The sequence below is a fragment of the Pseudomonas sp. KD5 genome (assembly GCF_012932895.1).
Taxonomy (GTDB): Bacteria; Pseudomonadota; Gammaproteobacteria; order Pseudomonadales; family Pseudomonadaceae; genus Aquipseudomonas.
In genome coordinates, this window is the sequence record NZ_JDWJ01000002.1 from 381,748 (window position 1) to 395,007 (window position 13,260).

Here is a 13,260-nt window from a genome sequence, read left to right on the forward strand (position 1 = left end):
GATCATCCTTTTTTGCTGATCGGTCGCTCAGGCGTCTCGTCACCGGTCACTTCCCGGTACCAGAGCCCATGGTGTTTTCTCGCCCAGGCGCGGCTGACCCGGCCATGCACCATGGCGTCGACCGAACCGCGAATCCAGATACCCGCGTAGACATGGACGATGATGCTCAGCACCAGGATGAATCCCGCCAACGCATGCAGCAGCATCGCCCAGCGGATGCTGGTGATGCCGAAGTACGCACTGAACCAGGCACGCCAGATCACCAATCCGCTGAACAGCAGCACCAGCATGCAGATCAGCAATACCCAGAACAGCAGCTTCTGCCCCGGGTTGTATTTGCCGATCGGCGGCACGCCCTCCTCCTCGTTACGGATCACCAGCCCGACACGCCTGAGCCACAGCCGGTCGTTGGTGATGAAGTAGTTCGCCCGCCAGAAACTGCACACCAGGCCGAGGAACAGCACAAACATCGTCAGGCCCAGGTACGGATGCAGAATGCGCGTCCACGGACCGCCGCCAAACAGGTTGCTGAGCCAGAACAAGCCCGGATGGAACAAGGCCAGCCCCGACAGCGCAGCCATCAGGAACACAATCGCCACTAGCCAGTGGTTGGTGCGCTGGTTGACGGTGTAGCGCACGATCGGTTTGTCGTTCATGGCCTGTCCTCCCCGCCGGGTTTGCTTGGATCGAAGGTGTGCACCGACGGATCGAACTCATGCACGGCAGGGTCGACGGTGGTCGGATGTTCGTCCTCCTCGACCAGTTGTGGCCCGACGCGCACGTAGTGGAAGAACCCGGCCAGCACCGCCGCGCCCATGGCCAACAGCGCCAGGGGTTTGCTCAGGCCTTTCCACAGGTCCACCAGCGGACTGATCGCCGGGTGATCCGGCAACCCGGCGTACAACCTGGGCGTGTCGGCATGGTGCAGCACGTACATCACGTGGGTGCCGCCGACGCCCGCGGGGTCATACAAACCGGCGTTGTCGAAGCCGCGGCTCTTGAGGTCGACGATGCGTTCGGCGGCGTGTTCCTTCATGTCTTCCTTGCTGCCGAACACGATGGCGCCGGTCGGACAGGTTTTCACGCAGGCCGGTTCCAGCCCCACCGCCACCCGGTCCGAACACAGCGTGCATTTATAGGCCTTGTGGTCCTTTTGCGAGATGCGCGGAATGTTGAACGGGCAACCGGTGATGCAATAGCCGCAGCCGATGCAATGGTCCTGATCGAAGTCGACGATGCCGTTGGCGTGCTTGATGATCGCGCCGGGGCTCGGGCATGCCGCCAGGCAGCCGGGCTCGGCGCAGTGCATGCAGCCGTCCTTGCGGATCAACCATTCGAGGTTGCCGGCGTCGGTTTCATGCTCGGTGAAGCGCATCAGGGTCCAGGTGTCTGCGCTGAGGTCGTGCGGGTTGTCGTAGGTGCCCAGGTTGTGACCGACGTCGTCACGTAGCTCGTTCCATTCCGAGCAGGCGACCTGGCAAGCCTTGCAGCCAATGCACTTGGTGGTGTCGATCAGCTTGGCCACTTCCCCTTGGGTACGCACCGAGGGCGGCACGGTGGTGGTGGCCGAACGGGCGATGATGTCTTGGCTGGCCATTTAGATTTTCTCCACGTTGACCAGGAATGACTTGGATTCCGGGGTCTGTGTGTTGCCATCGCCGAGGAACGGCACCAAGGTGTTGGTCAGGTAACCGTGACGGGTGGCGCCGGTGAAACCCCAGTGCAACGGGATACCGATCTGGTGCACCACCTGATTGTTGACCTGCAGCGGACGAATCCGCTTGGTCACCACCGCCACTGCTTCGATATGCCCGCGCTTGGAACTGACCCGCACCCGGTCGCCGGCGGCAATCCCCTTCTCCTTGGCCAGCGCCTCGCCGATTTCGACGAATTGCTCGGGCTGGGTTATGGCGTTGATCGGGCAATGCTTGGTCCAGAAGTGGAAGTGTTCAGTCAGCCGGTAGCTGGTCGCTGCATAAGGAAAGTCCTTGGCCTGGCCCAGGGTGTCCCAGACCGAATCGAAGATCCGCCCGGCCGGGTTGCTGGTCGCCTGTTTGTTGTTGGGGTGCATCGGGTTGATGCCGATGGGCGTCTCGAACGGTTCATAGTGTTCGGGGAATGGCCCTTCGTTCATCTTGTCGAGGGCGAAGAACCGCGCCACGCCTTCGGGGTTCATGATGAACGGGTTCATCCCGGCTTCCGGCGGCACATCGACCTTGTAGTCGGGCACGTCGGTGCCGGTCCAGACCTTGCCGTTCCACCACACCAGCCGCTTTTTCGCATCCCACGGTTTGCCTTGAGGGTCGCAAGAGGCGCGGTTATAGAGAATCCGTCGGTTCGCCGGCCAGGCCCAGGCCCAGCCGAGGTTCTGCTTCATGCCGTAAGGATCACTGTTGTCACGACGGGCCATGTTGTTGCCCTGCTCGGTCCAACTGCCGCAGAAGATCCAGCAACCGGAGGCCGTGCTGCCATCGTCCTTGAGCTGGGCGAAACCGGACAGCTGCTGACCGGCCTTGACCACCGCGCCCGAAGCGTCGGTGACATCGGCGATGGCGTAGCCGTTGAATTCCCGGGCCAGTTCTTCCGGTGTCGGGTCATCCGGTACTTTGTAGGGCCAGTCGAGCTTGAGGATCGGCTCGGCCCAGGCGCCACCATTGGCCTGGTAACGCTGGCGCAGACGCATGAACAGCTCGCTCATGATCTTCACGTCAGTGCGCGCCTGTCCCGGGCCGTCGGCCCCCTTCCAGTGCCATTGCAGCCAGCGGCCGCTGTTGACCAGCGAGCCGTTTTCTTCGGCAAAACAGGTGGTGGGCAGGCGGATGACTTCGGTCTGGATGTCGGCCGTTTGCACATCGTTGTAAGGCCCGACGTTGCGCCAGAACTCCGAGGTCTCGGTGGCCAGCGGGTCCATCACCACCAGCCACTTGAGTTTGGCCAGTGCCTTCATCACCCGGTTCTTGTCCGGCAAGGCGGCAATCGGGTTGAAGCCCTGGCACATGTAGCCGTTGACCTGGCCCTTGCCCATCATGTCGAACATTTTCAGGATGTCGTAGCCGGGAATATCCAGTTTCGGCAGCCAGTCATAGCCCCAGTGATTCTCGGCGGTGGCATTGGCGCCGTACCAGGCTTTCATCAGGCTGACGTGAAACTTGCCGTAGTTCTGCCAGTAGGACATCTGCCCGGGACGCAGCGGTTTGAGTGCGCGTTTGGCGATGTAGGCGTTGTAGTCCTGTTCGGCTTCGGACGGCAGGGTCAGGTAACCGGGCAACAGGTTAGACAGCAAGCCGAGGTCGGTCAGGCCCTGGATGTTGGAGTGCCCACGCAAAGCGTTGACGCCCCCGCCCGGCATGCCGATGTTGCCCAGCAGCAGTTGCACCATGGCCGCGCTGCGGATCATCTGCGAGCCGATCGAGTGCTGGGTCCAGCCCAGGGCATAGAGAATCGTCATGGTCTTGCCCGGTTGCGCACACGTGGCAATCTCTTCCCAGATTTTCTTCATCGCGTCGGTGGGCATGCCACAGACCTGACTGGCCAGCTCCAGGGTGTAGCGGCTGTAATGCTGCTTCATCAATTGATAGACGCAGTGTGGATCCTGCAAGGTCGGGTCGACTTTGGCAAAGCCGTCCTCGCCGATCTCATACCCCCAGCCGGACTTGTCGGTGTAGCTGCGCTTGCTCGCGTCGTAACCGCTGAACAAGCCATCCTCGAAACCGTAGCCGGCCTTGACGATGAACGACACGTCCGTATAGCTCCGCACGTATTCGTGCTGGATCTTGTCTTCGGTCAGCAGGTAATTGATCAGCCCGCCCATGAAGGCGATGTCGGTGCCGGTGCGGATCGGTGCGTAATAGTCCGCCACCGAGGCCGTACGGGTGAAACGCGGGTCGACCACAATCAGCCGCGCCTTGTTGTGGGCTTTGGCTTCGGTCACCCATTTGAAACCGCAAGGGTGCGCTTCTGCTGCGTTGCCGCCCATCACCAGAACCAGATTCGCGTTGGCGATATCGGTCCAGTGGTTGGTCATGGCACCACGGCCATACGTCGGGGCAAGACTTGCCACCGTCGGGCCATGTCAGACACGTGCCTGGTTATCGAACCCCAGCATGCCCAGACTGCGAATGACCTTGTGGGTGATGTAACCCGCTTCGTTGGACGAGGCCGAGGCCGCGAGGAAACCGGTGGTCAGCCAGCGGTTCACCGTTTGCCCCTGGGCGTTCTTCTCGATGAAGTTGGCGTCACGGTCGGCCTTCATCAGGTCGGCGATGCGGTCCAGCGCTTCATCCCAGGAGATCCGCGTCCACTCCTTGGTGCCGGGCTTGCGCACCTGCGGGTATTGCAGACGGCTGGGGCTGTGAATGAAGTCGAGCAGGCCTGCGCCTTTGGGGCAGAGGGTGCCGCGATTGACCGGGTGGTCGGCATCGCCTTCGATGTGAATGATGCTCTGGGCGACATTCTTCGCATTGTCGCCCTGGCTGTACATGATCAAGCCGCAGCCGACCGAGCAGTACGGGCAGGTGTTGCGGGTTTCATGGGTATGGGCGAGCTTGAAATGACGCACTTGTTCGGCGAAGGCTGGCGTCGGGGCCATGCCCAGCGCGCCAAGGGTGGATCCTGCAAGGCCGAGACCAGCGACCTTGAAGAACTGACGACGGTTGAGGTCCATCGTGCACTCCTGATCAGGTGGAAACCCGGTGCGTTGGCCGGGTTTTTCTGGACGATCACAGTGACGGCAACGGAACTACCGCCAATTAGAACTTTAGACAATGTTGTGCTGCGCGGTCTGAAAACCGACCGTCGGCGGCTTGCCGGTCATGCTCTGTTGCACAACTCGCCAGCGGTGAAGGTTGGCGCTTATCATGGCCGCCGGATTACCCCCCTCTGCCTTTTATGAGACTGAGCATGACTTTCGATTTTGATCAGGTGTTCGACCGCCATGGCACCGGCAGTACCAAATGGAGCCGTTACCCGGCCGATGTATTGCCGATGTGGGTCGCCGACATGGACTTCGCCGCACCGCCGGCGATCATTCAGGCTCTGCAAAAACGCCTGGAACACCCGATGCTCGGTTACAGCGTGGCCCAGGATGACTTGCGTGACGCCATCGTCGCCGACCTGTGGGACAAGTACGCTTGGCGTGTGCAGCCCCAGGAACTGGTGTTCCTGCCGGGTATCGAATCAGGCTTCAACATGGCCCTGCATGCACTGGTTCAGCCGCAACAAAACGTGGTCGTGCAAACACCCAACTACCCGCCGCTGCGCCATGCGCCGGGCCACTGGCAGCTGAACAAGGTCGAACTGGACTTCAACGCGCTGGCCGATGGCACGTACGCCACGCCACTCGATGCCTTGCGCCAGGCACTGCAAGGAGGCGGCGCGCTGTTGCTGAGCAACCCACATAACCCGCTGGGCAAGGTCTTCCCCCGGGAAGAACTGCAAGCGGTTGCCGACATCTGCCTGGAACAGGATGCCTGGATCATCTCCGACGAGATCCACTCCGAGCTGTGCTTCGACGGGCGCGTGCACATTCCGACCGCCTCGCTCAGCCCGCAGATCGCTAAGCGCACCATCACTCTGATGTCAGCCAGCAAGGCCTACAACATCGCTGGCCTGAAGACTGCGTTCATGATCATTCAAGACGCAGCGCTGCTCCATCGCGTCAACCATGCCCGCTGCGGCATGGTCGACAGCGTCAACCCGCTGGGCCTGGAAGCCACCCGCGTCGCCTACAGCGAAGGCCGCCCCTGGCTGACCGAACTCATGGCCTACCTGCAAAGCAATCGGGACTATCTGGTGGAGGCAGTTCGCACGCGGCTGCCGGGTGTGACCATGAGCGTTCCTCAGGGCACCTATCTGGCGTGGCTTGATTGCACAGCACTGGGGCTGGACAACCCGCAGCAGTTCTTCCTCGAACAAGCCAAAGTCGGGCTGAGCGCCGGGCTGGATTTCGGCGATCACGCCCAGCAATTCGTGCGCCTGAACTTCGGCTGCCCACGGGCGTTGCTGGAAGAAGGGATTGCGCGGATGGAGCGTAGTTTGCGTAACCGCAAGGCCTGACTCTACTCGGGCTCGCTCCCACAAGGGGGTTTGTGTGCCTTCTCGACCGCCCACCAACGCGGCAGTAATTGCTTGACCTTACTCTCGCCAAACCGGTCGTCGATCAGCATCACCACCCCTTGATCCTCCCGCGTACGGATCACCCTTCCTGCCGCCTGCACCACTTTCTGCACACCTGGAAACAGGTAGGTGTAGTCATAACCGGCACCGAAAATCGCCGCCATGCGCTGTTTCAGTTGCTCGTTGACCGGATTGAGTTGCGCGAGCCCCAGGGTGGCGATGAAGGCGCCAATCAATCGGGCGCCGGGCAAATCGATGCCTTCACCGAACGCGCCACCCAGCACTGCAAACCCGATGCCCTGCCCGTCGGCGGTGAACTGGTCGAGAAAGTCCTGACGCTGCGCTTCCCCCATACCCCGGGACTGCGACCACAGCGTGATCTGCGGATACCGCTCGGCCAGCAGCTGCGCCACTTGCTGCAAATAATCGAAACTGCTGAAAAACGCCAGGTAGTTGCCGGGGCGTTGGCTGAACTGTTTGGCGATCAGCTCGACGATGGGCGCAAGGGACGCTTGACGGTGGACGAACCGCGTGGAGATCTGGCTGACGATGTGCACTTGCAGCTGATCGGCGTGAAATGGCGATTCCACATCGATCCAAACCGTGTTCGCCGGGGTGCCCAGCAGGTCGGCGTAGTAATGCCGAGGGCTCAAGGTCGCGGAAAACAGCACCGTGCTGCGCGCTGCGGTCAGGCGCGGGCGGATGAAACCGGCGGGTACCACATTGCGCAGGCACAGCTGCGACAGATTGCGCTTGCGCTCGAGGTCACGCTTGCTGATGTCGAACAGGAAATGCTCGTCGAACAGTTCAGCCACGCGGCCGAATTGCAGCATGTCGAAGTAAAAATTCTGCAACCCGCTGTTCAGGCCCTGAGGGTGTTCATTCAGGTAGTCGCCGATGCTCGCGCAACACAAGGACAAGGCCTGAAGCAGTTTTTCCGGGGCTTTGTCGTAGGCCTGATAGGGGCCGAGTTGCTGATCGTGCAAGGCATTCCATTCACGATTGACTCGCTGCAAGGATCTCTTTAACGACTCGGGCGCGGTTTTTCGTACGCCGTTCAAAGTCGCCTGGTCGAGACTGGCGCTGTACATCTGCCGGCCGCGCTCCACCAGGTTGTGGGCCTCGTCCACCAGCACCGCGACGTTCCAGTTATTGGCCTGGGCCAGCCCGAACAGCAACGCGCTGAAGTCGAAGTAGTAGTTGTAGTCGGCGACCACCACGTCCGCCCAGCGGGCCATTTCCTGGCTTAAGTAATAAGGACAAACCTCGTGCTGCAGGGCAACCTCACGCAAGGCACTCTGGTTCAACAGGCTCAATTGACTGGCGGCCTGACGCGCGTCCGGCAGACGATCATAAAAACCCTGCGCCAACGGGCAGGATTCGCCATGACAGGCCTTGTCCGGGTGCTCGCAAGCCTTGTCCCGGGCGATCATCTCGAGGACTCGCAACGGCTGCGCATCGGCGCTGTCGAGGATCACCTGAGCGGCGTCCAGCGCCAATTTGCGCCCCGGGGTTTTCGCCGTGAGGAAAAACACCTTGTCCAGTTGCTGCGGCGCCAGGGCCTTGAGCATCGGGAACAGCGTGCCAATCGTCTTGCCGATACCGGTCGGCGCCTGGGCCATCAGACAGCGGCCGGTGCTGACCGCCTTGAACACCGATTCGGCCAGATGCCGTTGGCCGGGGCGAAAATCGGCATGGGGAAAGCTCAGCTGTTGAGCCGCCAGATTGCGCCCTTCGCGATGGGCCATTTCCTGCTCGGCCCAGTGCAGGAACAACCCGCAGTGGTGCTCGAAGAACAGCTGCAAGTCGGCGGCGCTGAAGGTCTCGACCAGACAGGTTTCCTTCTCGCTGACGATGTCGAAGTACACCAGCGCCAGGTCGATCTGCGCCAAATCCAGTTTCTGACACATCAACCAGCCATAGACTTTCGCCTGCGCCCAGTGCAACTGCCGGTGGTTGGCCGGTTGCTTGCTCAGGTCGCCCCGATAGGTTTTGATTTCTTCGAGGCAGTTTTGCCCCGGATCGTAGCCGTCCGCCCGGCCTTTCACGGTCAAGGTTCGATACTGGCCTTCGAGCGCGACCTCGTTCTGGTAACCCTCGCTGCGTCGTGACGCCACGGTGCGATGGCCGACAATGCCTTCCAGCGCGGTTGGCGACGGGGTGAAGCGCAGGTCGAGGTCGCCGACCTTGGCGGTGAATTCACACAACGCCCGCACCGCGATGCTGTAGCTCAAGCGCCCTGCTCCACCCATTGCACGTAGCAAACGGCAATCGGCATCTGGTGCTCGTGACAGAACTCCAGCCACCGCAATTGGTTGTCTTGCAGGCGATCGCCGGGGCCTTTGACTTCGATCATTCGGTAGGTCTTGTGTTGCGGCCAGAACTGGATCAAGTCCGGCATGCCGGCGCGGTTGGCCTTGATGTCGAGCAGCAGTCGATTGAACCAGTGCTTGAGGTGTTCGGCGGGCAGACAGTCGAGCGCCTGCTCCAGCAGTTCCTCGCTCAGCGCGCCCCAGAATACGAACGGCGACTGCACGCCCCACTTGGCGCTGTAACGCTCGCGGATGGTCTGGGCGTAACGCCCGTCATCGAGTTCGGCAAGACAAGCCTGGAACAAATCCGCGCGCCTAGCATGAAAGTCTTCGTTGTGCAGGTCCACCGGGCCGCGCTGGAATGGGTGAAAAAACGCCCCCGGCAACGGGGCGAAGATCGCCGGCCAGCACAGCAACCCGAACAGCGAGTTGATCAGGCTGTTCTCGACGTAATGCACCGGTGCCGACTCGTCCGCCAGATGCGCCTGAACGTAATACTCCACCGACAATGCCGGGTCGTGCCTGGGCAATTGCAGGTCCAGACGCTGCATGGCCCGCGGGGCTGGCCGCTTGATCGGCGGCCCGCCCAGTTTGCGCCGCAGCCTGGGCAACACACGCAATAAATGCTGATGTTCGGTGGCGCTTTCCGGGGTTTGCTCGGCGTGGCTCGCCAAATCCATGGCCAGTTGAAATTCACCACAGCGCTCCAGCACGCGAATCAGCCGCAGGCGTGCGCCGGGATAGGCGCAATCGCGGTAGAGGCCCAGGGCGGTGGAAAAATCCGCCATGCGTTCGCAGTGCTGAGCGATCTGGAACAGCAGCTTGGCCCGACGTCTTTGCAGCCAGGGGTTGGCGAGTTCCAGCCTGTTGATCTGCTCGACAACCACCGCCACCTCTTCACCGGCCTCAAAATGCTGCTGACAGCTGTGCAGGAACAGGCAGGCGTCGACGTCTTCGCGACTGCGCAAGCCTCGGGACTCGGCGCAAAACTCGACTTTCTCGTAGGTGTAGATGCCCAGGTCAGCCAGAACGAATTCCGACCAATCCTGGTAAAGATTGCCGAAGAACATCAGGCGCAACCGATCGCACAGGCCCATGACGGTCAGGCTGAACAGCCGGTCATCCAGTGCCGGGCACCACTGGGCAAAACTTTGCTCTTCAGGAAACTGCTCGCTCAGGGCCGGCAGCCAATCGCTCTTTTTGCCTTTCGGTTGATCGATGGCATCGCCAAAACACTGGAGAATCTCGGCCTTGAGCAGCACCTCGAACACCTCCTCGACAGGCAGCGGCAACTGCTCGTCGATCCAGCCCAGGGCCAGGAGCGGCGCGGCGGCGCTGGCGATGTCGCCGATTTCGACGTAACTCAGTTTGCCGACCCTGAAATGCACGCCTTTGCGCATCACCAATCTGACCAACAAAGCCTGGGACTCGCGGGGCAGTCGATTGAAGTCGCGGATGAAGTCCTGCTCTTCGATGCTGAGTACATCGGCATAACGATGCTCAAGCCAATCAAGCACTTGCATGAAGTTGTTCAAGTAATAGAACGGGTCATCGAGCGGATTTACAATCACGGGCAATCGGGCCATGGCAAGCGAATACTGGTTATGCGTACAGATACCAGCTATGCCCCACCCGGTGCAAACGGAAAAGGATAAGTGGCGACGCTATCGGGCAATTTTCGGGTGACCATCGAACTTTCTGCCATTCCATCGCACCAACCGCGTTAGAAGCACAGTGAGGATTGATCTCGAATGAGGCGTTCACATTGTTTTTATTGAGTGATGGAGGTGTGTATGAATATCAAGACTCTGGGTTTGCCCCTGGTGGTAGCGGCCTTTCTGGCCCTGACCGGTTGCTCGACGCCAACAGTCGTGACCCTGCAGAACGGCACCCAGTATTTGACCAAGGACATGCCGAACACCAAGGGCAAGGATGGCTTCTTCGAGTTCGAAGATATTTCCGGGGCGAAAGTGAAAGTCCGCGCCGATGACGTGGCCACGATTCGCAAGGAAGACTGATCCCTTGCGTTCGGCCGTAGCAGCTGTCGAGCCTGCGAGGCTGCGATCGGCGACGAAGTCGTCGTAAATCCTGCCCACGGTTTAGCTGAAACACCGCAGTGCCTGATTTCACGACTGCTGCGCAGCCGAACGCAGTCTCGCAGGCTCGACAGCTGCTACACAAGGAGTGCGTCGCAGGCTTTAAAGCGCTTGCGCGATCGCCTTGCCGACCTCCTGAGTCGAGCCCTGCCCGCCCAGGTCCGGGGTGATCGGTCCCTCGGCAATCACCCGTTCGATCGCCTGCAGAATCCCGTCGTGCGCAGCGCGATAGCGCTCATCGCCGTTGCCCAGAAAATCCAGCATTAACGCGCCGGACCAGATCATCGCGATCGGGTTGGCAATGTTGCGCCCGTAGATGTCCGGGGCCGAACCGTGCACCGGTTCGAACAGCGATGGAAAACGCCGCTCGGGATCGAGGTTGGCCGATGGTGCAATGCCAATGGTGCCGGCACAGGCAGGTCCCAGGTCGGACAGGATGTCGCCGAACAGGTTCGACGCCACCACCACATCGAACCGGTCCGGTTGCAGTACAAAACGCGCGCACAGGATGTCGATGTGCTGTTTGTCCCAAGTGATGTCCGGGTACTGCGCGGCCATCAATGCCGTGCGTTCGTCCCAGTACGGCATGCTGATGGATATCCCGTTGGACTTGGTTGCCGCCGTCAGGCGTTTGCGCGGTCGGGTCTGGGCCAGGTCGAAGGCGAACTTGAGAATCCGGTCCACGCCGCGTCGGGTGAACACCGACTCTTGCAGCACGAACTCATGTTCGGTGCCTTCGAACATCTTGCCGCCGACCGAGGAATACTCGCCCTCGGTGTTCTCGCGGATCACTACGAAATCGATGTCCCCTGGTTTGCGCCCGGCCAGCGGGCACGGCACGCCAGGAAACAGACGTACCGGGCGAATGTTCACGTATTGGTCGAAGTCGCGACGAAACTTCAGCAGTGAGCCCCACAAAGAAATGTGGTCCGGCACCTTGTCCGGCCAGCCGACGGCGCCAAAGTAGATCGCATCGAACCCCTTGAGCTGGTCGAACCAATCGTCGGGCATCATTTGCCCGTGTTCCAGGTAGTAATCGCAGTGAGCCCAGTCGAGCACTTCGATGCTCAGCTCCAACTGCCACTTCTTCGCGGCTTGCTCCAGTACCCGCAACCCTTCCGGCAGGACTTCCTTGCCGATGCCATCGCCGGCAATCGCGGCGATTCTGAATGGTTTACTCATCAATCATGCCTCGCAAAATGGCTGTGCAATCGTTGCCGGGTTACAGCCCACCGATATGGAAGGCTTTGACTTCTAGGTATTCATCCAGCCCGTACTTGCTGCCTTCACGACCCAGCCCAGACTGCTTGATGCCGCCGAACGGCGCGACTTCCATGGAAATGAGCCCGGTGTTGAGGCCGACCATGCCGAACTCCAGCGCCTCGCCGAACCGCCAGGAACGGCGTAAATCCTGAGTGAAATAGTAGGCCCCCAGACCAAAAGGCGTGGCATTGGCCAAGGCCAGCGCTTCGGCCTCAGAGGTAAACCGCATCAACGGCGCCACCGGGCCGAAGGTTTCTTCGTTGGCCAGCAGCATGCCGGCGTGGGTGTCGCCAAGGACGGTCGGCTGAACGAACTGGTTGTCGCCTTCAGGAATGCCGCCACAGAGCAAACGCGCACCCTGGCTCAGGGCATCGTCGATGTGCCGCGCGACCTTGCTCACCGCCGCCGGGTTGATCAGCGGGCCGATGGTCACGTCGGCGTCCAGACCATTGCCGACCTTGAGTTTGCCCACCTCCTCCACCAGTCGCTGGGCGAAGCGTTCGTAGATGCCATCCTGCACCAGAATGCGGTTGGCACAGACGCAGGTCTGCCCGGCGTTGCGGAATTTGCTGAGCATGATCCCGGTTACCGCCTGCTCCAGGTCGGCATCGTCGAACACAATGAACGGCGCGTTGCCGCCCAGTTCCAGGCTCAAGCGCTTGATGTGTTCGGCACTCTGGCGCATCAGCAGTCGACCGACCGCAGTGGAGCCGGTGAAGGAGATCTTGCGCACCGTTGGGTTGCCGGTCAGTTCTTCGCCGATGCCAGCGGGCATGCCGGTCAGCACGTTGAACACCCCGGCCGGAATGCCGACGCGTTCGGCGAGTACCGCCAGGGCCAGGGCCGACAGCGGGGTCAGGTCCGAGGGTTTGACGATGATCGGGCACCCGGCGGCCAGGGCCGGCGCGCACTTGCGGGTGATCATCGCGTTGGGGAAATTCCAGGGGGTGATCGCGGCACACACGCCGACCGGTTGCTTGAGGGTCAACAGGCGGCGGTCGCCGCTGGGGGCCGGCATGGTTTCGCCATAAACCCGGCGGGCCTCTTCGGCGAACCATTTGACGAACCCGGCACCGTAGCGGATTTCACCCTTGGCTTCGTTCAGCGGTTTGCCCTGCTCGCAGGTCATGATCAAGGCGAGGTCGTCGAGGTTGTCGATCATCGCCTGGTACCAGCGCTCCAACAGCGCCGCCCGTTCTGCCGCAGGCCGTGCGCGCCACGCCGGCCAGGCCCGCTCGGCGGCTTCGATGGCGCGTCGGGTTTCTGCGCCCTGCATGGCCGGCACCCGGGCAAGCAACTGGCCGGTGGCCGGGTCGATGACGTCCAGGGTCGCGGCGTTATCGGCGCCGATCCACTGCCCGTCCACATAAGCGAGTTCTGCCAGAAGGCTGGGGTCTTTCAAACGATTCTTGAGCATGGTCGAGTCCTGATCCGAGACATTTCCAGTCTAGGGAGGTGCCACGGATAAGGATGCT

General features: G+C 61.3%; 9 protein-coding genes. 2 read left to right on the plus strand and 7 right to left on the minus strand.

The window, feature by feature from the left end; translation table 11 throughout:
• Positions 1–2: 2 nt before the first annotated feature.
• The 3 genes from AF70_RS05465 to fdnG are packed head-to-tail and all read right to left on the minus strand — an operon-like array spanning position 3 to position 4,663.
• The gene (locus AF70_RS05465; protein ID WP_019578977.1) at positions 3–656 is read right to left on the minus strand and encodes a formate dehydrogenase subunit gamma; all 654 of its coding nucleotides are present in this window, start codon (positions 654–656) and stop codon (positions 3–5) included.
• Positions 653–1,597 carry a formate dehydrogenase subunit beta gene (gene fdxH, locus AF70_RS05470; RefSeq protein WP_019578978.1) on the minus strand — a complete coding sequence of 315 codons (945 nt, stop codon included), beginning with the start codon at positions 1,595–1,597 and terminating at the stop codon, positions 653–655. Before fdxH ends, AF70_RS05465 begins: the two co-directional genes overlap by 4 nt.
• Complete coding sequence (gene fdnG / locus AF70_RS05475) at positions 1,598–4,663, minus strand: formate dehydrogenase-N subunit alpha (RefSeq protein ID WP_155954653.1); 3,066 nt, start codon at positions 4,661–4,663, stop codon at positions 1,598–1,600.
• Between the two features lie 236 nt (positions 4,664–4,899).
• Between fdnG and AF70_RS05480 the strand changes: the two genes are divergently transcribed.
• The gene (locus tag AF70_RS05480; RefSeq protein WP_028940573.1) at positions 4,900–6,054 is read left to right on the plus strand and encodes a MalY/PatB family protein; all 1,155 of its coding nucleotides are present in this window, start codon (positions 4,900–4,902) and stop codon (positions 6,052–6,054) included.
• A 2-nt stretch (positions 6,055–6,056) separates the two neighbouring features.
• Here AF70_RS05480 and AF70_RS05485 read toward each other — a convergent pair whose 3' ends face one another.
• Both AF70_RS05485 and AF70_RS05490 read right to left on the minus strand, forming a co-directional pair.
• A complete protein-coding gene (locus tag AF70_RS05485; RefSeq protein ID WP_028940572.1) occupies positions 6,057–8,348 on the minus strand; it encodes an ATP-dependent DNA helicase in 2,292 nt (763 codons plus the stop codon).
• On the minus strand, positions 8,345–10,012 hold the full coding sequence (locus tag AF70_RS05490; protein WP_028940571.1) for a VRR-NUC domain-containing protein: 1,668 nt from the start codon (positions 10,010–10,012) through the stop codon (positions 8,345–8,347). The genes AF70_RS05485 and AF70_RS05490 overlap by 4 nt, the downstream gene beginning before the upstream one ends.
• 207 nt (positions 10,013–10,219) lie before the next feature.
• Between AF70_RS05490 and AF70_RS05495 the strand changes: the two genes are divergently transcribed.
• Complete coding sequence (locus AF70_RS05495) at positions 10,220–10,444, plus strand: YgdI/YgdR family lipoprotein (protein WP_028940570.1); 225 nt, start codon at positions 10,220–10,222, stop codon at positions 10,442–10,444.
• A gap of 180 nt (positions 10,445–10,624) precedes the next feature.
• Here AF70_RS05495 and AF70_RS05500 read toward each other — a convergent pair whose 3' ends face one another.
• The gene (locus tag AF70_RS05500) at positions 10,625–11,704 is read right to left on the minus strand and encodes a tartrate dehydrogenase (RefSeq protein ID WP_019649861.1); all 1,080 of its coding nucleotides are present in this window, start codon (positions 11,702–11,704) and stop codon (positions 10,625–10,627) included.
• A gap of 40 nt (positions 11,705–11,744) precedes the next feature.
• Complete coding sequence (locus AF70_RS05505) at positions 11,745–13,202, minus strand: NAD-dependent succinate-semialdehyde dehydrogenase (protein ID WP_019578986.1); 1,458 nt, start codon at positions 13,200–13,202, stop codon at positions 11,745–11,747.
• Positions 13,203–13,260 lie beyond the last annotated feature (58 nt).